Below are 21,621 nucleotides of genomic sequence, written 5' to 3'. Positions count from 1 at the left end.
TCCGACAAGGATTAACCATATGGTCAGAGAGGATTTTTCTCGGTTTTCCACAGCAATCTACCGTAAGGGAAACCTCTGCCACAGGTGGTGTAAGAAGACTACATGTAGCGGAAGAAACGTTCCGTTCCCGCCACATTTTGCGGCAGCTCAAGACGAATCGTTGCCCCTTCAGCGCAGGGCTGCGGGGTAATTCAAGGTGACGCTGATCCGCCGATTCTCCGCCGCCGTGGGGTCGTCCGGGGTCAGCGGGCGGGTGGCAGCCACGCCGGAGATCCGGGTGATGCGGCTTTGCGCGATGCCGGTATCGACCAGAACGCGGCGGGTGGCATTGGCGCGGTCCGCCGACAGCTCCCAATTGGAATAGCCGGTGGTGCGGGTATAGGGCACGGCATCGGTATGGCCCGAGATGGTCAGCGTGTTGGGCAAATCGACGATCGCCTCCCCGATGACCCGCAGCAATTGCCGGGTCCGATCCTCGATCCGCGCGCTGCCGGTGGCGAACATGGAGCGGCCGTCCCGGTCGACAATCTGGATATCCAGCCCCTCGGGCGTGCGCTGGAACCGCAGGTTCTGCGCCAGATCCGCCAGGTCGTCACGGCCCGCCACCGTGTCGATGATGGAGGCTTCCAACTGCGTCATCTCCGCCTCCCGCTCGGCCGCCTGGCGGGTCGCATCTGCGGCCTCGGCGGAGTTGCGGGCGGTTTGCAGCGGGTCGCGCGCCTCCGGGTCCGGCGTGGTCACGTCAGAGGGCTCAGCCGCCTCCCCCGCCCCGGCGGTGGTGTCGGATTTCGTGCCCTCCGGCCGGGTCTCGTATTCCACGACGACCTGAGGTTTCTCGTCGCGCAAACGGCTGTCGAACACGGACAAGGGGTTCTCCTGGCCGAAACTGGGCAATTGCACGTCGGATTTGGGACCGTCCGTGCCGCTCATCACGCCATCGGGGCCCAGAACGATCCCGTCCAGCAGTCCCTCCCCCCGTCCGCCGCTGTCGGACAAGCTGGGGGTGAAGTAGTCGGCCAGCCCGCGCAGCTTTTCCTCGTCCGAGGCGGCGAGGATCCACAACAGCAGGAAAAACGCCATCATCGCCGTCATGAAATCGGCATATGCGACTTTCCAGCCGCCACCGTGATGGGCGTGATCGTCATTTTCCTCGATCTTCTTGATGATGATCAAGGGATCGTTGCCGCCTGCCATGGATCAGCTCTCCGGGGTCATTCCGCCAGTTCGGAGCGGTCGTATTTGCCGAACCCGGCCTCCCGCGCGTGGCGGGCCTTGCGGCGGGAATAGCTGGGGGCGACCAGGGGAAAATCCTCCGGCAGGTCAAAGGCGGCGCGGTACTCCGCCTCCGTCATGCCGTGTTCGGCCCCCAGATGGCGTTTCAGCATCTTGAATCCGCGTCCGCAGACCAGGCAGAAAACCTTGTCCTCGGTCACCGCACGGTCGATGGGCAGGGCCGGGGTCAGCCCGGCGACCTGATCCGGGGCGGCCCCGGGGGTCGTGCCGGCGGCGGTGCTGCCCAGAGCCTGCGCCCGGCCCGACAGCCGCGAATAAAGCGCGACGATATCATCCGCGCTGACATCCAGCCGACCGGCATAGGCGGCGACGATGTGGCCGATGGCCGCGTGCCGTTCCGCAGTCTCGGAGAGGGCCGCCTGTTCTTCAATGTCTTCCTGATGCATCACGTTGCAATCCTTCGCACCATTGCGGCTATTGCGCCAATTCTTCCTCTAACCAGAACTTTTGTGAAACTGTACTTGCCAAACGGGGCATTTCGGAACCCCTTGTAAAAGGATGCGCCGCTGACAGGCAAGGCCCCGCCGACCGTTGGCAGGGCGATCCTGCCGCGTCGTCCGGCCCGGTCCGTCAGATAAATCCCGCTCCACATGGTTCCGTTGTTGTCCCGATGCCTGTTCTTGCGCTTGTGGCGCTGTTCTTGGCCAGTTTCAGCCGTGTCGTGAACAGTAGATAGGAAATGTGGATTAATTATTGATAAAAGCCCGAAAGTTTTTCGAGATTTCTTCGAAATTCATGCCGACAGCGCCGCACCAAGCGTCGCCAGCGGCCCGGACCAGTCGCCGACAACCGACTGGCGATGCAGGGTCAGCGCCCCGTACCAACGGTCCTGCGTGCCCGCTTCGCCCCAGTACCACATGCATTCGGAGCCACCCGGCACCAGCATGTGCCCCGGAAGGCCAAGCGCGCCGCACAGATGCGCGGTGGTGTTGTCGATGGTCACGACCCGGTCCAGCGCGGCGATCTGCGCCGCGAAACCGGCAAGGTCCGTCAACTGGTCGACCTCCCGATCGCTGTGGAACAGCAGGTCGGGACGGGCAGCGCGGGCTCGGGCGATCTCCGTCGTGGTGTCGCCATATTGCAGGTCGATCACCAACGCATCACGGGGCAGTGCCGCCACCATCCGCTCCAGCGGAACAGAGCGCAGCCGCCCCGCCAGCGACCGGCTGGCCCAGGCCAGGCCCAGGACCGGCCGGCCCTCCGCCAGGCGTTCGTACTTTCGCCGCAGATGCTCAAGGCGGGCGGGATCGGCACGCAGGTAGCCGCCGGGGGCAACGGGTGCCACGGCCTCACCGGAATCACCGGCGTCGGGCAGATAGCGGACCAGATCGCCCAGAAAAATGACCTCTTGCGGGGAGACGGCGATGTTCTGCTTCGCGAAATCGGCCTGCCGCAGATGCGCCAGATCCAGCGAGTTGCCCGCCAGCAAAGGCCCCATCCGCCCCGCGCCGACGAAGGTGCACGCCACATCGGCGCCCAGCGGCGCGCGCGGCAGCAACCCGGCCAGCGCCAGCTGATCGCCCACGCCCTGTTCGGCCATCAGGAACAGCCGCCCGCGCGCGGCCAGCGCGGCGGGGTCGGAATTGGCCAGCGGCACGCGGCGGCGCTGAACCTCGGGGAACCGATGCGCGAATTCCGCCTGGCCTGGCGCGATCTCTCCGCGGCGCAGCAGGAACGCGCCGAAGGCCTTGCGGATACGGGTTTCCGTGCCGGTGATATGCACCGCTTCGACATAGGCGTCGCGGGCGCCCTGGTGATCGCCGCGATCCTGATGGATGTTGGCCACCAGGCCGCGCGCCTGAGCCAGCCCGGCGGGGGTGGCGAAATCGAAGGTCGCCGCCAGTTCTTCGGCCTCTTCCAGGCGCCGCTGGCTGCGCAGCAGGGTCAGCAGGATCAGTGCCACGGTATCGCGATCCGCAACAGGGTCCGGCTGGGAGCGCGCCAACAGAGCGCGCGCCAGCGGCTCGGCCTCCTCCAGCCGCACCTGGTAGAGCATGGCGCGCAGTCGGGCGATCTGGTGTGCCTCCGGAGCCGGGTCGAGTTTCCAGGCCCGTTCCAGCCATTCGGCGGCGCGGCCAGGTTCGTCGGCGGCATCCAGCAGATCGCCCAGAGCGAAAGCCAACCCGGCATCGCGGATCCGCCGGATCGTGGGGGCAACCACATCGGCACAATCCAAACGGCGCCCCAGCCGCGACATGAGGTCCATGTAGAGCCGGATCAGCGGCACATCGCGGCTGTCGGCGGCAATGGCCTGCGCCATGGTGGCGACCGCGGCTTCCACGTCGGCCTCCAGCACCTGGGCACGGGCCAACCCGGCCAGGGCCTGTGCCTCGCCCGGGGCCAGTTCCAGCGCGCGGGCAAAAAAGGCGCGGGCCGTCTCCCCCTCGCGCCGGTCCAGCGCGGCGGTGCCCAGGATCATCCAGCCATGCGGATTGGCAGGATGCGCCTTCAGCACCGGATGCGCCAGCTGCACCGCCTCCGCCATCGCGCCGCGCCCCAGGGCCAGGTAGGCCGCGTGCAGTTCCAACGCGGCGTCGCCCTTGATTCCATACATCTTGGCCGCCTTGGCAAGGCGCTGTCGCCGATCCTTGCGGGACAGGGTGTCAGAGGTCATCTCCACTCCTTCGGGACGGCGAAATAATCCGTGGTGTTCACGTATCCGGTGCTGTCCACGACCCGGTAGCCCGCCGCGCGGCACCAGTCCTGGACAAAGCCCATGACGTTGGATTTCAGCACCTCGACCCAGATCACCGGACGATCCCGCGCAATCAGGGCACGGGCGCCGTCCAGCACCTCCAGCTCCATGCCTTCGGCGTCGATCTTGATCAGATCGGCGCGGTCCGCCCCCATCAGATCATCCAGGCTGCGGGTTTCGATGGCGCCGTCGGCCTGCGCGACCAGCCGCGTGGCGCCCAGGTTGTCAGCATCGTCGGTGCGCGCGTCAAACCGACCCGTGCCCGCCCCGGCACCCAACCCCATGCCGCGCCGGTCGATCCGGTCCGACAGGCCATTGGCGGCGATATTCGCGTCCAGAAGCGCCAGCGCCTCCGGGTTCGGCTCCACCGGGTAGATGCGCGCGGCATCCAGTTGGCGGGCGTACCAGACGACGTGGTTGCCGATATTGGCACCGACTTCCACCACGTGGGGACGCGGGGCGCGGACCAAAGCGCGCAGCTTCTCAAGGGAGGCGGCCTCGAAATAGCCGCCCTGAACATGGGCATTCTGGATCAGGTCGGCGGGGTTGGTCAGCCGCATCCGCACCGGATCGCCCGCGCCGTCATCGAACTGCGCCCAGACCTCTGCCCCCTGCAATTCGGCGCGCCACCGGGCCATGACGGCGCTGGCCCAATCCGCCCCGCTCGCCGCACGGGGGCCGATGGAATGGGCGCCGCGCCGGTTGACGAAGAAGATTTCCGGCCGCTTGGCACAGCGGTGGTCGCGCCAGAGGCGGGTGTAGAAGAGGTAGTCCTCGCCGGTATCAAGGGCGGCGTCGAACCCGATGGCCGCCGCCACCGAGGCGCGAACAAAGCCGCCGATCTGCACCGCGCGGTCGGGGCTGTGAGCCAGAAAGTCCTCGCGCCGGTCCAGCTGCGGCGGCTGACCCTCGCGCAGCTGTGGCTCCCCCTCCGGGTCAAGCGTGCAGATCAGGCCCCAGACGGCGTCCAGGTCTGGCTCTGCCGCGATCACCCGGCCGAAGGCCTCGAAGGCGTTGGGGGTCAGCAAATCGTCGGCATCCAGGAAAAAGACCCAATCGGCACCGTCTGCCAGCGCCTGCCGCAGGGCATCGTTGCGCCGCGCGGATCGGCCGTGTCGCCCCTCGCCATCGTCCATCACCAGGTGCCGCACCTCGGCAAAGGGGCCAGTGCCGTAATTCAGCGCGCGCTGAACCGAAGGGACGCAGATCCCTGTCAGGCTGTCGGCATGGCCGGGGCCAACCGGTGTAATGATGGCACAGCGCATCCGGCCGGCCCTCACCTGGCCGCAGGCAGATCGCCCGCCGCCACCATCTGCACAGACCGGATCGCCTCCTTCAGGTTCAGCTGCTGGACGGAAGTGCCGGTGGCCAGGCCAAGACAGGCCAGGATCGCGACCAGGGCCACCTGACTGCGGCGCAGGAACGGCGCCCGGCGGCGCGGCGGCGCGGCCTCTTCCTCGGGCTGGGGCAAAGCCTCTGCCGGGGCGACGAAGACACCGCGCGGCGTCACCGTGATCTCGGCCCGGCGCGGGGCGAGAGCAAGGCGCTGACGCAGACCGATGGGAAACAGCACCGCCTCGATATCCAGCACCAGCGGATCGCCCATGTGCCAGCCCTTCAACGCAGCAACCGGCAGCATGAAGGAGGCGTAATCGTCGCGAAAGGCCACGTCCTCCACCCGTTGGAAAGCCGTATTCACCGAAACCTTCTCGGGGTGCAGAGTGACCCGCACGCCGCGCCGACCCATGGAAATCTGCCCCTCCGGGAAGCTACAGGATTCCTCCTGAACCTGGCGCGCGGGCAGGAAGCCGGGCGGCAGCGCCGCCTTGGCCGGGCGCGCGGGGCGGGGCCGGGCATAGGACAGGCGGAACCGGGGCCGCCAAGGCGCCGGGGCGGAACGTGCCTCTGCCAGCGGGACCGCAGGGGGGCGCGCGGAGCGGCCAGGCTCGGCAGCGGCGGCGGTCCGGCGCTCAATCTCGAACTGGTGGTTGATCAGGTGGTCGGCTGCCATTTCAGCCAGGTCGTCCTCCTGTCCGATCAGCTGCATCAGCTTCTGCTCGTCCGAAAACAGCACCCGCCGCGTCGGATAGCCGTCAAGGCGCGGCACCACGGCGAATTCCCCCGGCGCGCGGTCCAGCACTGCGCCGGCATCCTCCAGCACCTTCTGGCGGGCATCCTCGTGGAACAGCAGCAGGTCGCAACTGCCCGCATCATCCATGCACAGCACCAGCCCGATCTCCTGCGGCCAGTCGCGAAACAGGGCGCAGAGATCGGCGTGATCGAAGAAATAGGCGAGTTTATCAGCAGACATGGAATAGTCTTCATGTTCTATTCTTGTGTGTGATCATCCTATACTTGTCTATGCTTGAATAAAAGAGATTTATGTATATTGTCGGGGACAAGTCACCACGTCCCTGCCAGATCTGAAAGAACCACATGACCGTATTGCTTGGACTTGCCCTCGTCTTCGGATTGGTGTTCGGCGGTTTCATGCTGTCGGGCGGCAAGATGGACATCGTGCTGCATGCCCTGCCGTTCGAGGGCATGATGATCGGCGGCGCGGCCATCGGCGCCTTTGTCATCGCCAACAGCTTTTCGGTGATCAAAAGCTCCTTTCGCGGCGTCATGAAGGTGCTGAAGGGCCCGCGCTGGAAGGCCAAGGATTATTCCGACCTGCTGAACCTGATGTTCGAACTGTCGCGCATCTACAAGACCCAGGGGGTTCTGGCGCTGGACAGCCATATCGAAAGCCCGGAAACCAGCGACATCTTCGCCCGCTACCCCCGCGTGGCGGCGGATCACTTTGCGCTGGACCTGATCCGCGACAGTTTCCGCATGTTGTCGATGCAATTCGACGACAAGTACCAGACCGAGGACGTGATCAACCGCAAGATCAAGAAACATCACCATGAATCGCTGACCTCCGCCAATGCCATCCAGACCATGGCCGACGGGCTGCCCGCCATCGGCATCGTCGCTGCGGTTCTGGGGGTGATCAAGACGATGTCTTCCATCGACCAGCCGCCCGAGGTTCTGGGCGCGATGATCGGCGGCGCGCTGGTCGGCACGTTTCTGGGGGTGTTCCTGGCCTATTGCATGGTGCAACCGATTTCCGGCCGGCTGAAACAGATCGAGGAAGAAGACGCGACCTTCTATTTCGTGATCCGGGACATCTTTGTCGCCATGGTGTCGGACCACCCGCCCAGCATCTGCGTGGAAATCGGACGCGGCAACATTCCCACCCGGATGCAGCCCGATTTCTATACAGTGGAGGCGGCGCAGCGAGAGATAGCGGCGCAATGATCCGGGCTGCCGCTCTGGGTCTGGCGCTGATGACGCAGGGCGCGCTGGCCGCCGGGCCCGCGCCCGAACCAGCGGCAAAGACAGGCAACGGCCCCGTGCATCTGCCGGCGTTGCCACCCTCGGACCATGGCTATCCAGCCGCGATCCTGGCGGACATGCGCGCCCGTCTCGTCGCCCGCCAGACCCCGGAGGCGGGGGAACCGGCGCCCGATCCGACCCCCGCTTCCCCCGACACGGGGCATTAGGCATGTCCGGCGACCGCCGCCTGCGTGCCCTGCGGGTGATCGAGCGGGTCAAGGAACAGGACACCGAACGCAGCGCCCGCGCCGCCGCAGAGCTGCGCAGCAGGATCGAGGCGCTGGAAGCCACCCGCGCGGAGCTGCTGCACCGCATCACCCGCGAATCGCGGATCGAGGGGCTGGAAGGCGCGGCCTATCTGGGCCAGTTCATCCGCGCCATTCGCGCGGAGGTGGAGCGGGTACAACACCAGATCGACGAGCTGACCCCCGCCCGCCAGAAGGCGGAGGACGCGCTGCGCGACGCGCTGGCAGAGCAGAAGACCTACGAAATCCTGCGGCTGCGGCGTCTGGCCGACAATCGCCGGGACGCCGCCCGCCGCGACACCGCCCGGCAGGACGAAATCGCCCGCCTGCGCTGGCAGCGCTAGGCGGGCGCGGCAGGCAGCAGCGGGGCACTAACCGGCGGTGCCCTGCGGGTGGTAATCGGCGTAAAGACCGGGCAGAAAACTGGCAAGATGGGTCATTTCCTCGCTGCAATGTTGCAGCATCTGCTGGCCCGATGTCTCTGTCACCGCGCGCCGTGCAATGGCCTTGCGGGGGATCAGTCGGCCCAGAACCCTTTGCAGCGCGGGATGGGTGAAGGCCAGCCCTCCCATCCAGAACCGGCTGCGCATCTCCACCCCATGCTCGGTCCGGCGGATCAGATGCACCATCCGTGTCACCTCGACCGGAGCCTTTTGCAAACCGACACGCGCGCAGAGCGCGGTGCCAATTCCGGCGGCGTTCAGATCGGCGGTGCCAAACAGCTCGGCGGGGTCGACAAAGGTGATTGTGATATCCACCTGCCCTGCCCCCACATGCTCACTCACCAGATGCGGGTTGTTCAGATATTTCTGCCGGTTGGACAGGCCCGCATCGTCCCCGTTCTGCCGCGTGGCCCGGCAGGAAACATGCTCTGCCGGGTGCCACAGCTTGTAGCGTTGGTCTTCCATCGGGTGCCAGGCGAACCACCAGTCTATCATCTCCGGGGTCACGCCCGGCATGTCGGTCAGGCAGGCGACGAAGATCCGGCCATCCGGCATCCGGGCATAGCCTGTCTCCATCGGCAGATAGCCCGGCGCCAGCATCCGCGCGGCCTGCTCCGGGCGAAAGGTATCGCCCGGCGCGCCGGCCCCGGCCTCCAGCGCCCGCCGGGCATGATCCGGGATCGGCGTCATGACCGGCTGCCAGTGACGGGCATAGGGTTTGCCGTCCAGCTCTCCCGGCACCATGCCGGTATGGGGTCGTGTCATGGCCTGTGCTCCTTCGACGCTCAGAAGTTCACCTTGTCGCCGCCCTTCAGGTCCAGCACCTCCCGCGCCTCGTCGGGTGTGGCGACGTCGCAGCCCAACTCCTCCACAATGTGACGAATGCGGGCAACCTGTTGCGCGTTGCTTTCGGCCAGCTCTCCGCGACGGATGAACAGGCTGTCCTCCAGCCCGACGCGGACGTTGCCGCCCATCTGGCTGGCAGTCGCGGCCAGCGGGATCTGCTGGGCACCGGCGGCCAGGACGGACCAGCGGTAATCGTCGCCGAACAACTTGTCCGCCGTCTTCTTCATGAACACCAGGTTGTCGATATCCGCGCCGATGCCGCCCAGGATACCCATCACGAACTGGATGAACACCGGCGCCTTGAACAGGCCGATATCCATACAGAACTTCAGGTTATAGAGATGCCCGACGTCGTAGCATTCATGCTCGAACTTGATGTCATGGGGGGCCAGTGTGGTTGCGGCTTCCTCGATATCGCGGAAGGTGTTGCGAAAGATGTTGCCGTCGGAATTGGCGACGTAGTCACGCTCCCACTCGAATTTCCAGTCCTTGTAGCGTTTCGCCAGCGGGTGAAAGGAAAAGTTCATCGACCCCATGTTCATCGAACACATCTCTGCCGAAAAAGTCGCGGCGGGGCGGATGCGGTCCTGAATGGACAGGGTCAGCGATCCGCCGGTGGAGATATTCACCACCGCATCCGTCGCCTGCTTGATCCGTCCCAGAAACGGCGTGAAATCGTCTGGATTGACCGAAGGCGCGCCGGTTTCATTATCCCGCGCATGCAGGTGCAGGATGGAGGCCCCGGCCTCTGCCGCCTCCATCGCCTGCTGGGCGATATCGTCATAGGTCCAGGGCAGCGCGTCGGACATGGTGGGGGTGTGGATCGCACCGGTGATGGCACAGGTGATGATGGTCTTTTGCTTGGCCAAGTCTCAGGCTCCTTTGTCTGGAAGACCGCGCACACGGCGGCTGAGTGGGAAAAGCTCGTGCCCGGCACGACCGCGGATCAGGCCCCACAGCCCGGTCGGGGCCTTCAGCATGATGACGATCGCCACAAGGCCGAGGGCAATGAGGTAGACAGTGCCCAGATCGGCCAGCGTCTCACGCAACAGGAAGTAGATCAGGGTGCCCAGGATCGGCCCTTCGATCGTGCCGATGCCGCCGATCACGACGATGAAGATGACAAAGGCCGTCCAGTCATTGGTGGAAAACGCCGCATCGGGCGAAATCCGCAGCTTTTGCAGAAAGATCAGGCAGCCGACCAGCGTGGTCAGGCCGGCGGTCACGACGTAGACTGCGAATTTCGACAGCCAGATATCGATCCCCAGCGATTTCGCCGCCAGTTCATTGTCGCGAATGGCGGTCAGGGCGACGCCCCGGCGCGACCGCAGATAGGCCACGACGCAGGCCACGATCAGCACCGCCAGCCCCAGCGTCAGCCAGTACAGCAGGGCTTCCCGCGCGGCGCGGCCATCGGCCAGATTGCGCACCACGTCAATGGGCAGAGAGGTGCCGGACCCGCCGCCAAGCGCGCCGATCTGCGCGGCGGTCAGGCGAAAGACCTCGGCCACGACCCAGGTGCCGATGGCGAAATAGGCCCCGCGCAACCGAAAGATCAGGGCCGCCACAGGGGCGGCCACCGCAGCCCCGGCCAGCGCCGCCAGCGGCATCGCGGCAAAGGGGTGGATGCCCCCCAGCATCACCAGCCCGAAGAACAGGTAGCCGCCGAAGCCGACATAGGCCTGCTGCCCGACAGAGACCAGCCCGGCATATCCGGCAAGGAAATTCCACAGCGTCGCCAGCGACAGGTACAGGAAGAATTCGCCGAACAGCCGCAAATCCGACCGTCCCGCCCACCAGGGCGCGGCGATCATCACCGCCAGCCCCAGCAACAGCGCGATCATCGCCACGGTCGAAAGGCGCGTCATGCGCGAGACATGCATCTGTTGGGTCATCATCCGTCCATCCTCGGGAACAGGCCACGCGGGCGGGTGGCCAGGATCAGCAGGAACACGATATGCCCGGCCAGCACCTGGAAACCGGGGTCGATCCGGGCTCCCAGCGTCTGGGCCACGCCCAGGATGACGCCGCCGGCCAGTGTGCCCCACAGGTTGCCCAGACCGCCGATGATCACCGCCTCGAACCCGAAGATCAGGCGCGACCCGCCGATGGCCGGATCAAACGAGGTTCGGATGCCCAGAAACACCCCCGCGATCGCCGTCACCGCCAGCGACAGCGCCATCGCCATGCCGAAGACATGCGCCCGGTTCAGCCCCATCAGCTGCACGATCTCCGGCAGGTCGGACGTGGCGCGAAAGGCGCGGCCAAGGGCGGTGTGGTAGAACACCCATTGCAGCCCCGCGATCACCGCAACGGCGGTGGCGAAGACGATCACAGGCAACACCCCCAGGGTCAGCCCGCCGACATCCACGGCCATCGTCTCCAGCGCCCCGGCCTGCAATTTCTGCGGATCGGCGGTATAGCCGGCCAACAGCGCGTTCTGGATGATCACCGACAGGCCAAAGGTCACCAGCAGCGGCGGCAGGATATCGCCGCCCATGGTCCGGTTCAGCACCGCACGCTGCAACACGTAGCCCAGGCCCGCCATCAGTGGCATCACCACCACCAGCGCGACCAGCGGATGCAGCCCCGTGACCACCACGGTGGTGGTCAGCGCCAGGTAGGCCGCCAGCACGATCAGGTCGCCATGGGCGATATTGACCAGCCGCATCACCCCGAAGATCAGGGACAGCCCCGCCGCGAACAGGGCATACAGCCCGCCCAGCAGTGTGCCCTGCACGATTGCATTGATCCAATCCATGGCTCAGACCCCGAAATAGGCGCGGGTGATCTCGTCGCGGCCTAGCGCGTCGGACGACCCTTGCAGTGAAACCCGCCCCTCTTGCAGGCAATAGACCCGGCGGGAGACCGACAGGGCCTTGGCGATATCCTGTTCGACGACGATGGCCGACAGCCCTTCCGAGACGATGCCGGGCAGCGCCTCGTAGATGGATTTGATGATCACCGGGGCCAGGCCCAGGCTGATCTCGTCCATCATCAGCAGGTCGGGGTTCGACATCAGCGCGCGGCCAATGGCGACCATCTGCTGTTGTCCGCCGGACAGGGCGGTGGCGGGCACGGCCCGGCGCTCCTCCAGGATGGGGAACAGGTCGTAGATGCGGCGCAGGGTCCAGGGGCCGGACCGCCCGGCCTGGCCGCCGATCCGCAGGTTTTCCTCCACGCTGAGGGAGGCGAAGAGCATCCGCCCCTCCGGCACCAGCGCAAGGCCCAGCCGTGCGATCCGGTCGGGGCGCATCCGGCCGATGGGCTGACCGTTCCAGCGCACCTGCTCTGCCCCGTTGCGCAACAGGCCCGAGACGGACCGCATCAGCGTCGTCTTGCCCGCGCCATTGGCGCCGATGACGGCGACGACTTCGCCTTGCGCAACCTCCATGTCGATACCGTAGAGGGCCTGGAAATCGCCGTAATGGGCATTCAGCCCGGTGATGGACAGGAATGGTTCAGACATCGGCGTCGATCCCCAGATAGATTTCGCGGACTTCGCGGCTGTCCATGATCTCGCGCGGGGGGCCTTCGGCAATCTTGCGGCCGAAGTCGATGACCATCAACCGGTCCACCACCGCCAGCAGCGCATGGACCACATGCTCGATCCAGACGATGGAAATGCCGGTGGCGCGCAGTCCCCGGATGGTGTCGATCAGGGCATGGCATTCCTGTTCTGTCAGCCCGCCCGCGATCTCGTCCAGCAGCAGCACGCGCGGCTTCACGCACATGGCGCGGGCCAGTTCCAGCCGCTTGCGTTCCAGCAGTGTCAGCCCGCCTGCCAGGGTGTTGGCCTTTGCCAGCAGGCCGGTACGCTCCAGCACGTCAAGGCACAGATCCTGTGCCTCGGATCCCGACAGCCCGGCGCCCTGGGTCGCGGCGACATAGGCGTTCTCGAACAATGTCATGCCTGAAAACGGCTGCGGCACCTGAAAGCTGCGGGCGATCCCCGCCCGGCACCGCCGCGCGGCGGACCAGCCGGTGATGTCCTGCCCGTCCAGCAGCACCCGCCCGCCATCCGGCGCCAGCGTGCCGGTGACGATATTGAACATCGACGTCTTGCCCGCACCGTTCGGCCCGATGACGCCCAATGCCTCGCCCTCGGTCAGGGACCAGGATTGCGCATCCGCGACGACCACGGCGCCAAAGGATTTTCGGACCTCGGCCAATTCCAGAATTGCCATCGTTTCCCCCGGTGGATGGCCCCGCCGCATCGGGCGGCGGGGTCGTGCCTGATGATCACAGAAGCCGCAGTTCACCCGTCAATGGGATCTGCGGCGCGGCGCTGTTGGCCACGATCTTCAGCTCGGCCGTGTCGCCCTCGGTCTGCCATTGCCCGGCCACCAGCGGCGTCTTGGTCACATTGGGCACCGGCCCGGCGGACCAGTCGACGCGCCCGACGATCGTGTCCAGTTGGGTGGCGCCGATGGCATCCGTCAGGGCATCGGGATCTTCGGGATCCTCGGCCCGTGCGATGACGTCGGCCACCACTTCGAACAGCGCATGCTTGAACCCGATGGGCTGGGTCCAGGGACGGCCGGTATCGGCGCTGTATCCAAGCGCCAGATCCCGCGCGGATTCCCCCGTGAGGGAGGAGGCAAACGGATGTTCCGGCGACCACCAGACCTCGGACGACAGCCCGTCGCCGCGCGGACCCAGCCCGGCGATGACCGACGGGAACAGCAGCGCCTTGCCGATGGTGACGATCTTGGGCGCGAACCCCTGTTGCGCGGCCTGTGACCAGAAGGTGGCGAAATCGGGGGGGATCATGTTGCCAGTGACAATCTCGCAGCCGGCCTCCCGGAAGGCGCCGATATAGTTGGAGAAATCGTCGCTCATCGGTTGGTAGCGACCCGGATCGACCAGGGTGTACCCTGCCTCCGCCAGCGGCTTGGGCAGGCCCAGTTCGGGATGACCCCAGGCATTGCCGTCCGCGTCATTGGGGAACAACCCGCCGACCACCGGCGCGACATCGGCCCCGCCCCACATGTCAAGGAAGGCGCCGATCACGTCTTCCAGCCCCCAGAAGAAATGGTAGGTGCTGCGGAATCCCTGTTCGGGATTGCCGTTGCGGCCGAAGAAATACGGCTGCCAGGGGCAATCGGTGGTGATGCAGGGGGTTTCGTTCAGCTCTGCCTGATCGGAGACGGGGTTCACCGTCTCGGGGGTGGAGGCGGCGACGATGATGTCGACTTCGTCGTCAAGCAGCAATTCGTTCGCGACCTCCGCCGCGCGGTTGGGATTGGACTGGCTGTCCTTCGAAATGATCTCCACCGTCCAGGTCTTGCCGTTGTTCTCGATCCCTGCGGCGAACTGCCGGGACACGGCCTGGATGATATGGTCATCGGCCTCCGCGAACCCGGCAAGCGGGCCTGTGCGGGGGCTGACATGGCCGACCCGGATCACCGGGTTTGCGGCATAGGCGCGGGTGGCGCGCAGGATGGCCGGTGCGGCAAGCGTGGCGGCGGTCCCGGCCAGGAACCTCCGGCGGCTGGTCGTGATCTTGGGCATTTGTCCCTCCTCCTTGGGCATTTGCGCGTGTCGTTCACGGTAATTCGGGTCGTCAGCTCGTCTTGTCTTCGGGGGCGTCATCCAGGATGCCGGGCAGCCGTTGCAGGTGCCGGCCCACGCGGTCGCGGGTCTCCTGCGCCTCTTGTTCTGTCCAGCTGCGAAAGCCCTGACCGGATTTCATGCCCAGCCGCCCCTCGGCGACCAGCTGTTCCAGATAGGGCGATGGCCCCGGCCGCCGGTCCAGATCGGCCAGCACCTGATTGTGGATGTCCAGCGTCAGGTCGGTGCCCACCAGATCGGCGTTTTCCAGCGGCCCCAGCACGGCCAGACGGCGGCCAAAGCAGGATTTGACCACGGTATCCACCGCCTCCGCATCGCAGATCCCATGCTCCACCATGGAAATCGCCTCCCGCCAAAGCGCATGTTGCATGCGGTTGCCGATAAAGCCGGGTACGTCCTTCTCCACCCGTACCGGCGTCTTTCCGGCATCGTGCAGCAGATCCATCATCAGCTCCATCGCGGCATCGGTGGTGTCGTCGGTGCGCACGACCTCCACCAGCGGGATCATGTGGGCCGGGTTCCACCAATGGGTGCCCAGGGCCCGGCTGCCATCCGACAGCTTGGACATGATCTGCGTGATCGGCATGACCGAGGTGTTGGAGGCCAGGACGCAATCGCGGGGGGCGTGGGCCTCCACCTCGGCAAAAATCGCCTGTTTCAGCTCCAGTTTCTCCGGCGCGGCCTCGAACACCACGCGGGCGTCACGAACGGCGCCGGGGGTGCTGTCGCAGATGGTGATGCGGCGCAGCATGGCGGGGATCGCGGTCTCTGCCTCGCCCAGGGCCCGCAGGCTGGCGGCAATGCGGTCAGCGACGGTGGCGCGGGCCTCGGCCACGGGATCGGTGATCGCGACCTGTTGCCCGGCGCGGGCCAGGGTCAGGGCGATTCCATGCCCCATGAGGCCCGCGCCGATAACGGCGATCTGCTGGTTCTTGTCGACCATGGTTCAACCCGCCGTATAGCCACCGTCGGCATAGAGGATATGCCCGGTGTAGAAATCAGACGCCCCGGAGGCGAGGAACAGAAGCGGCCCGGCCAGGTCTTCCGGCTCTCCCAGCCGGCCCTTGGGCACACGGGACAGGAACCCGTCACGCATGGCGCGGGCCTGATCGGTGTCCTCGAACATCCACGCGGTCAGCGGGCTGCGAAAGACGGTCGGCGCGATGGCGTTGACGGTGATGCCGGTCGGCCCCAATTCGCAGCCAAGCGCCCGGGTGATCCCGTCCACCGCCGCCTTTGACGCGCAATAGGCGGTGTAGCCCGCAGGATGCCCCAGCAACCCTCGGGCAGAGGAGACAAAGACGATCTTGCCGCTGCCCTGTTCCTTCATCCGAACCGTGGCGGCGCGCGCCAACAGCCAGCTTTGCGTGACATTGGCGTCCATCACGGCGCCAAAATCCTCCACCGGCATGTCGTCGATCTTGGCGACCTTGTTCATACCGCTGGCAACGACCAGAATGTCCAACGCACCGTGATCGGCGACCGCGCGATCCACCATCGCCGTGCAGGTGGCGGCATCGTCCGGGCGGGCGTTCATCGTTGTGACCTTCGCGCCCAATTCCCGGCATTCGGCAGCGATCTGGTCCAGCGCCTCGGCCGATCCGGCGGTCAGCACCAGATGGCACCCGGCCCCGGCCAGCACACGGGCGGCCACCATGCCAAAGGCACCGGAGGCGCCGGTGATCAGCGCCACCTTGCCTTGGACATCGAACATAGACAGGGGGTCTTTCATCGCGCTCTCCTTGGTCTTGTCTTGCACGGTCATGTGGCCGGTTGCCGCGGGTAGGGCATGATCACCAGCATCCGGCACACATGGTTCGACCGATTCTCGATCCGGCGTTCCGCCCCGGCAGGCAGGGTGCAGCTGTCCATGGCGCGCAGCACTTCGGTCCGGCCCTCGCATTGCACGGTCATCTCGCCTTCGAGCACGACGTAGACCTTTTCGAACGGGGTGGCGTCAGGCCCTGCACCACCGCCGGGCAGGAACTGGCTGTAGCCGACCCACTGATTTGTGGGCCCGCCCTCTTCGAACCCTTGCAGGCGCAGGCCGTGACACCCGTGGTGATTGGGCGCCTCATAGGGTTGCGCCTCGTCGAACCGCTTGATTAGCATCGGATCCCCTCCCCCGGGCCGATCGGGCGGGGCAGGCACGCAGCCTGCCCCGCGATGTCAGAAGTCCTCGCCTGCCTCGATCCGGTAGGCTTGATCCCGGTCCAGCATCGCCACAAGGCGGATGATGCAGCCGTCGCCGCGATCCCAGTTCCACGGGAAGAAGGCGAAGGTGCAGCGCTTGCCCGTCACTGCGTCCAGATCGCCGCCGACGTTCTCGATGCCCAGGATACCGTTCTTGAACAGCACGTTGTGCACCGGCTCCCATTCCGGGAAATCGTCTTTCCAGTCGCGGCCGCCGGACCATTCCTTGTATTCCTCCGCCAGGTGCGGAAGCAGCGGGCCATTGCGCTGCGGGCCGATGGCGGTGGCCAGCGGATGGTCATTGGCCTGGGTGTCGTGCCCGACGACTTTCACGCCCTTTTCCACCATCCATTCCCCGGCGGATTTCACGAAACCGGGGCAATAGGCAAAGTAATCGCCGTCTTCATACTGCTTGTGCCAGCCGGTGTTGATGATCAGCACATCGCCCTTGCGGATCGCGTGGCCGCAGGCCTTCTCCAGATCCTCGCCGGTGATCGGCTCCCACTTCTTCTTGGGCAGGGACACGACAATCCCGGTGCCGAAGAAATGCGGCAGCGGCACCTCGTCGATGAAGGGCGTCCCCTGCACGACGTGCGCGGGCGCGTCGATATGGGTCGTGGCATGCATCGTGGTGGTGATGCGCTGCGACAGCACGCCGGACTTCGCCATGTAGTGGATACGCTCGATCTTGGTATCCTCGAAATACGGCCAGTTGGGGTTCTGAAACCCGAACCTGTGGCTGAGGTTGTAGAACTCCAACCCCATGCTGTTGTTAGTGTTTTCCTCGAACTCGATGCCCCGGATGGTGACCATCGGCAATACTCCTCCGTTCGCGGAACAGCCCGTTCCGGCCCCCCGCTTCGTCTTCTTGACACTGATGAGAATTCCCCTCATCCTCCCGCAATACGATACATATGCACCGCATAGCGGTCAATATGGTTTTTGCCGCCCTGTCCGCCGACTTGCCCATCACGGGAAGACCGGGATAGAGGGCTGCGATTGCGACGCGGAGGGCGCAGGCCGATGGCTGAGACAGAAAAGACCGTTGGACGCAACGGCATCCAGGTGATCGCGCGCGCGGCCGCCATCCTGCGCGTCCTGCGCGAGGACAGCGCGGGGATGAGCCTGGGACAGATCGCGGAACGGGTGGGGCTGCCGCGCTCCACCGTGCAGCGCATCATCGGCGCGCTTCAGGAGGAACGGCTGGTCATCTCCTCCGGCGGCGGCGGGTCCATCCGACTGGGGCCTGAGATCACCGCCCTGTCAGAGGCCGCGCATTATTCCGTGGTCGAGGAATGCCGCATGATCTTGTCCGACCTGTCGCAAAGCCTGGGTGAAACGGCGGATCTGTCGGTATTGCGCGGGCGCGGGATGATCTTTCTCGACCAGGTGGCGGGCACCCACCGGCTGCGCGCGGTGTCCTCGGTGGGCGATGTCTTTCCGCTGACCAGCACCGCCAATGGCCGCGCCGCGCTGGCGCTGCTGGACCGCCCGCTGGCACAGAAACTGACGATGGCGGAATGGCGCGACCGGGATCGGGAAGGCGATTGGCCGGCCTTTTCCGCAATGCTGGACCAGGTGGCGCAGGACGGCGTGGCCTTTGACGAGGACCAGCATACACCGGGCATTTCCGCCGTCGGCGCCGCCTTTCGCGACCTGCGCGGGGAAATCCACGCCATTTCGGTGCCCATCCCCTCCCACCGGTTCAAGACCAAGCGCACCCGCTGCGTCGAGGCGCTGACCGAGGCGCTGACCCGGATCGACCAGCAGCCGGCACCCTGAGGGCCGGGCGGCCAGGCGCCGCCGCTCCCGGATCAATCGGCGTTGCGGCGGACGCGGGCGGCTTTCTTGCTGGCGAAATCGGCCAGGCGGCTGCGCGCGTCGGGCTGGGTGTTCACCACGCCGGCCACGACCGCCTCCGCATAGGCGGCATCCATGGCTGACATGTTCTGCATATGGCTGATCGCGCTGCAAATGGCGAAATTGGTCAGCGGCAGGTTCTCCGCCGTGCGCCGCGCGATCTCCAGCGCCTTGTCGATGCTGGGGGTCTCGGTGAAATATTGCGCCAGGCCCAGGTCCAGCGCCTCCTGCCCCTGGTAGACCCGGCCGGTCAGCATCATGTCGATCATCCGATCCTTGCCCACCAGGTCCGCCACGCGGATCGTGGCGCCGCCGCCGGTAAACAGGCCGCGCTGGCCCTCGGGCAGGGCGAAATAGGTTGTGTGATCCATCACCCGGATATGCGCCGCGCTGGCCAGTTCCAGCCCGCCGCCGACCACAGCCCCCTGCAATGCGGCGATGACCGGGACGCCGCCATATTCCATCTTGTTGAACGCCTCGTGCCAGCGCAGGCAGACATGCATGAAGTCCGCCGGGCTGCGATCCGCGTCATGATGTTCGATCAGGTCCAGCCCGGCGCAGAAGTGATCCCCCGCACCCGCCAGAACCACGGCCCGCACCCCGGCGCGCGGCGCGTCGGAGAAGAAGGAAACCAGCTCCTCGATCGTGGCGATGTCCAGGGCGTTGCGCTTGTCCGGGCGGTTGACGGTCACGATCCAGACGCCGTCGTCCTCCACCTTGATATCCAGGTTGGCAAAGCGGGCGATGTCGATATCCAGGGGCATGTCTGTTCTCCGGTGAATGTCCTTTTCCGCCAGATATCTCTGTGGGATCGGCGTTTCTATCTCTTTATCCACCCGATGATTTGCACAAAGTGACAGGGAGGGGCAGAATAGCCCCATGCCCCCTGCCTTGTCGCCCGTGCTGTCCACCGTCTCCCTGCCCCTGATCGAGGATTGGCTGGACGCTCTGCGCTGTCACTGCGCCTCGGACCAACTGGCCCGGCTGCTGGCGGAAACCGGGCTGGACGGCGCCACCCCGCGCAGCCGCGTGACCCATGACCAGATCGTGCGCCTGTACCAGCGCGTCGCGGTGGAAACCGGGGACGAGATGATGGGATTGTGGAGCCGCCCGATCCGTAGCGGCGCGTTGAAACACATCTGCGTGTCGGTGCGCGGCGCATCCTCGCTGGGGGCGGCGCTGTATCGGTTGGCGACCTTCTGGACACTGCTGCTGGACGATTACCGGCTGGAGCTGGAGGCCACCCCTGACACCCTGCGCCTGCGGCTGGTCCCGCGCGGGCCGCAGGTGCCCCATCGGTTCGGGCAGATGCTGCTGATGAAGCTGGCGCATGGCATCGCCTCCTGGCTGGCGGGGCGTGAACTGCCGGTGCGGGACGTGGCGCTGGCCTTTGCCCGGCCGGAGTTCGCCGCCGATTACGCCGTGCTGTTCCCGGCCCCGGTCCGGTTCGGCGCGTCCGTATCGGCCATCGGGTTCGACCGCGCGCTGGCCCCCCTGCCGGTGCGGCGGACCGAGGCGGAGATGCGCGAATTCCTGATCCGGGCGCCACGCGACTGGATCTTTACCGGCTATCACGAACACACCCTGCCCCTGCGCCTGCGGGAGATGATGCAAATGGCGGGCGACGCGCCGCTGCGGCTGGACGATGCCGCCCGCGCGCTGAAGATCACGCCACGCACCCTGATTCGCCGCCTTGCGCGGGAGGGGACCAGTTTCCAGGGTATCCGCGACGGGCTGCGCCGCGACATGGCGATCCGCGATCTGGCGAAGGAGGGCAAAAGCCTTGAGGCGATCGCGCAGGATCTGGGCTTTGCCTCCGCCGCGAATTTTCACCGGGCGTTCAAACGCTGGACGGGGGTGACCCCCGGCGCCTATCGCCGGGGGCAGCGATAGCCCTGATCAGGTGACGCGCCCGCGCGCCTGATAGGCGGGATCCTCGTAGGCGCGGGTCTGGATCACCTCCGCCAGGATCTGCACCGCGCGGGTAACGTCGGCGGCATCCACATACAGCGGGGTAAAGCCAAAGCGCATGACATCGGGCGCGCGGAAATCGCCGATCACATCGCGCGCGATCAGGGCCTGCATCGCGGCATAGCCATGGGCGAACCGAAACGACACCTGCGAGCCGCGCTGCGCCGCGTCGCGGGGGCTGGCCAGTTCCAGCTGCGGGCAGGCGGTCTCCACCTCCGCGATGAATTGATCGCACAGGGCGACAGAGGCGGCACGCAGTTCGGCCATGTCCACCCCGTCCCAGACCGACAGCGCGGTTTCCAGCACCGACATCTGCAACACCGGCGGGGTGCCGACGCGCATCCGTTCGATATCCGGCGCCGGGCGATACCCCTGCTCGAACGCAAAGGGCGCGTCATGGCCCATCCACCCGGCCAGTGCGGGCTGCGCCTGATCCACGATATCGGGGCGGATATAGATGAAGGCCGGCGATCCCGGCCCGCCGTTCAGATACTTGTAGGTGCAGCCCACCGCGAATTCGCAGCCGGAGCCGGCCAGATCCACCGGCACGGCGCCCGCGCTATGGGCCAGATCCCAGATCATCACCGCGCCCGCCGCTTGGGCGCGGGCGGTTATGTCGGCCATGTCGTGCATCCGCCCGGTGCGGTAATCGACCTGTGTGATCATCACCGCCGCGACCTCGTCGGTGATCGCGTCGGCCACGTCTTCGGGGGCGACGATGCGCAGCTCATGGCCGCGGTCCAGATGCTGGACCAGCCCCTGCGCGATATAGAGATCCGAGGGGAAGTTGCCGCTGTCGGACAGGATCACCCGCCGGTCGGGGCGCATCTGCACAGCGGCGGACAGCGCCTGGTAGACCTTGATCGACAGGGTGTCCCCCATCACGACAGAGCCGTCGGGCGCACCGATCAGCCCGGCGATGCGATTGCCCACCCGGCGCGGCTGATCCATCCAGCCGTCGAGGTTCCAGCCCTTGATCAGATGCCCGCCCCATTGATCGGCCACGACCGAGGCCAGTTCGCCCTGCACCGCGCGCGGCAGCGGGCCAAGGGAATTGCCGTCCAGGTAGATCATCCCCTCCGGCAGATCGAACAGGTGCTTTCGCGGCAGGTTTGGCAGG

Annotated in this window: 23 protein-coding genes; 5 read left to right on the top strand and 18 right to left on the bottom strand. The window is 66.2% G+C overall.

What is annotated here, in order from left to right; genetic code table 11:
* Window positions 1–168: 168 nt before the first annotated feature.
* The 5 genes from G5A46_RS19875 to G5A46_RS17150 form a co-directional block, all read right to left on the bottom strand.
* Entirely contained in the window at window positions 169–1,194 is a 1,026-nt protein-coding gene (locus G5A46_RS19875) for a flagellar motor protein MotB (protein ID WP_163851510.1), read from the bottom strand.
* A gap of 17 nt (window positions 1,195–1,211) precedes the next feature.
* The gene (locus G5A46_RS17165) at window positions 1,212–1,679 is read right to left on the bottom strand and encodes a Ros/MucR family transcriptional regulator (RefSeq protein ID WP_163851509.1); all 468 of its coding nucleotides are present in this window, start codon (window positions 1,677–1,679) and stop codon (window positions 1,212–1,214) included.
* A 347-nt stretch (window positions 1,680–2,026) separates the two neighbouring features.
* On the bottom strand, window positions 2,027–3,907 hold the full coding sequence (locus tag G5A46_RS17160; protein ID WP_163851507.1) for a tetratricopeptide repeat protein: 1,881 nt from the start codon (window positions 3,905–3,907) through the stop codon (window positions 2,027–2,029).
* Complete coding sequence (locus G5A46_RS17155) at window positions 3,904–5,253, bottom strand: FkbM family methyltransferase (RefSeq protein ID WP_163851505.1); 1,350 nt, start codon at window positions 5,251–5,253, stop codon at window positions 3,904–3,906. Before G5A46_RS17155 ends, G5A46_RS17160 begins: the two co-directional genes overlap by 4 nt.
* Before the next feature lie 11 nt (window positions 5,254–5,264).
* Window positions 5,265–6,299 carry a hypothetical protein gene (locus G5A46_RS17150; protein ID WP_163851503.1) on the bottom strand — a complete coding sequence of 345 codons (1,035 nt, stop codon included), beginning with the start codon at window positions 6,297–6,299 and terminating at the stop codon, window positions 5,265–5,267.
* A 125-nt stretch (window positions 6,300–6,424) separates the two neighbouring features.
* On the opposite strand from G5A46_RS17150, the gene motA reads away from it, so the two are divergent.
* Genes motA through G5A46_RS17135 form a run of 3 tightly spaced genes read left to right on the top strand, consistent with a single transcriptional unit; the run spans window position 6,425 to window position 7,958 of the window.
* Complete coding sequence (motA, locus tag G5A46_RS17145) at window positions 6,425–7,291, top strand: flagellar motor stator protein MotA (protein WP_163851501.1); 867 nt, start codon at window positions 6,425–6,427, stop codon at window positions 7,289–7,291.
* Entirely contained in the window at window positions 7,288–7,536 is a 249-nt protein-coding gene (locus G5A46_RS17140; RefSeq protein WP_163851499.1) for a hypothetical protein, read from the top strand. The genes motA and G5A46_RS17140 overlap by 4 nt, the downstream gene beginning before the upstream one ends.
* A gap of 2 nt (window positions 7,537–7,538) precedes the next feature.
* Window positions 7,539–7,958, top strand: coding sequence for a flagellar FliJ family protein (locus G5A46_RS17135; protein ID WP_163851496.1), 420 nt, complete (start codon window positions 7,539–7,541; stop codon window positions 7,956–7,958).
* Window positions 7,959–7,985: 27 nt separating this feature from the next.
* Here the strand turns inward: G5A46_RS17135 and G5A46_RS17130 are convergent, their stop codons facing one another.
* Genes G5A46_RS17130 through G5A46_RS17080 form a run of 11 tightly spaced genes read right to left on the bottom strand, consistent with a single transcriptional unit; the run spans window position 7,986 to window position 17,483 of the window.
* Window positions 7,986–8,822: a DAPG hydrolase family protein gene (locus G5A46_RS17130; RefSeq protein WP_163851494.1), complete on the bottom strand. Its 837-nt coding sequence runs from the start codon at window positions 8,820–8,822 to the stop codon at window positions 7,986–7,988.
* Window positions 8,823–8,842: 20 nt separating this feature from the next.
* Window positions 8,843–9,772: a 3,5-dioxohexanoate:acetyl-CoA acetone transferase gene (gene kce / locus G5A46_RS17125; RefSeq protein WP_163851492.1), complete on the bottom strand. Its 930-nt coding sequence runs from the start codon at window positions 9,770–9,772 to the stop codon at window positions 8,843–8,845.
* A 3-nt stretch (window positions 9,773–9,775) separates the two neighbouring features.
* Entirely contained in the window at window positions 9,776–10,801 is a 1,026-nt protein-coding gene (locus tag G5A46_RS17120; RefSeq protein WP_239521063.1) for a branched-chain amino acid ABC transporter permease, read from the bottom strand.
* Window positions 10,798–11,664 (bottom strand): branched-chain amino acid ABC transporter permease, encoded by an 867-nt coding sequence (locus tag G5A46_RS17115; RefSeq protein ID WP_163851489.1) that lies wholly within the window; start codon window positions 11,662–11,664, stop codon window positions 10,798–10,800. Before G5A46_RS17115 ends, G5A46_RS17120 begins: the two co-directional genes overlap by 4 nt.
* Before the next feature lie 3 nt (window positions 11,665–11,667).
* A complete protein-coding gene (locus G5A46_RS17110; protein WP_163851487.1) occupies window positions 11,668–12,372 on the bottom strand; it encodes an ABC transporter ATP-binding protein in 705 nt (234 codons plus the stop codon).
* Window positions 12,365–13,090, bottom strand: coding sequence for an ABC transporter ATP-binding protein (locus G5A46_RS17105; RefSeq protein WP_163851485.1), 726 nt, complete (start codon window positions 13,088–13,090; stop codon window positions 12,365–12,367). The genes G5A46_RS17110 and G5A46_RS17105 overlap by 8 nt, the downstream gene beginning before the upstream one ends.
* A 55-nt stretch (window positions 13,091–13,145) precedes the next feature.
* A complete protein-coding gene (locus tag G5A46_RS17100; protein ID WP_163851483.1) occupies window positions 13,146–14,417 on the bottom strand; it encodes an ABC transporter substrate-binding protein in 1,272 nt (423 codons plus the stop codon).
* A 52-nt stretch (window positions 14,418–14,469) separates the two neighbouring features.
* Window positions 14,470–15,420 (bottom strand): 3-hydroxyacyl-CoA dehydrogenase family protein, encoded by a 951-nt coding sequence (locus G5A46_RS17095; protein WP_163851481.1) that lies wholly within the window; start codon window positions 15,418–15,420, stop codon window positions 14,470–14,472.
* Window positions 15,421–15,423: 3 nt separating this feature from the next.
* Window positions 15,424–16,209 (bottom strand): SDR family NAD(P)-dependent oxidoreductase, encoded by a 786-nt coding sequence (locus tag G5A46_RS17090; protein ID WP_239521058.1) that lies wholly within the window; start codon window positions 16,207–16,209, stop codon window positions 15,424–15,426.
* 29 nt (window positions 16,210–16,238) lie between these two features.
* The gene (locus G5A46_RS17085; protein WP_163851477.1) at window positions 16,239–16,589 is read right to left on the bottom strand and encodes a cupin domain-containing protein; all 351 of its coding nucleotides are present in this window, start codon (window positions 16,587–16,589) and stop codon (window positions 16,239–16,241) included.
* A 57-nt stretch (window positions 16,590–16,646) separates the two neighbouring features.
* A complete protein-coding gene (locus G5A46_RS17080) occupies window positions 16,647–17,483 on the bottom strand; it encodes a cyclase family protein (RefSeq protein ID WP_163851475.1) in 837 nt (278 codons plus the stop codon).
* Between the two features lie 210 nt (window positions 17,484–17,693).
* On the opposite strand from G5A46_RS17080, the gene G5A46_RS17075 reads away from it, so the two are divergent.
* On the top strand, window positions 17,694–18,452 hold the full coding sequence (locus G5A46_RS17075; RefSeq protein WP_163851473.1) for an IclR family transcriptional regulator: 759 nt from the start codon (window positions 17,694–17,696) through the stop codon (window positions 18,450–18,452).
* A 32-nt stretch (window positions 18,453–18,484) separates the two neighbouring features.
* On the opposite strand, the gene G5A46_RS17070 is transcribed toward G5A46_RS17075, so the two are convergent.
* On the bottom strand, window positions 18,485–19,294 hold the full coding sequence (locus G5A46_RS17070; protein WP_163851471.1) for a crotonase/enoyl-CoA hydratase family protein: 810 nt from the start codon (window positions 19,292–19,294) through the stop codon (window positions 18,485–18,487).
* A 115-nt stretch (window positions 19,295–19,409) separates the two neighbouring features.
* On the opposite strand from G5A46_RS17070, the gene G5A46_RS17065 reads away from it, so the two are divergent.
* A complete protein-coding gene (locus G5A46_RS17065) occupies window positions 19,410–20,423 on the top strand; it encodes an AraC family transcriptional regulator (RefSeq protein ID WP_163851469.1) in 1,014 nt (337 codons plus the stop codon).
* Between the two features lie 6 nt (window positions 20,424–20,429).
* On the opposite strand, the gene kynU is transcribed toward G5A46_RS17065, so the two are convergent.
* Window positions 20,430–21,620 carry a kynureninase gene (gene kynU, locus G5A46_RS17060; protein WP_163851657.1) on the bottom strand — a complete coding sequence of 397 codons (1,191 nt, stop codon included), beginning with the start codon at window positions 21,618–21,620 and terminating at the stop codon, window positions 20,430–20,432.
* Between the last annotated feature and the right edge of the window lies 1 nt (window position 21,621).

Source organism: Pseudooceanicola aestuarii (assembly GCF_010614805.1).
Taxonomy (GTDB): Bacteria; Pseudomonadota; Alphaproteobacteria; order Rhodobacterales; family Rhodobacteraceae; genus Pseudooceanicola; species Pseudooceanicola aestuarii.
This window is presented reverse-complemented; position numbering and strand designations above follow the sequence as displayed.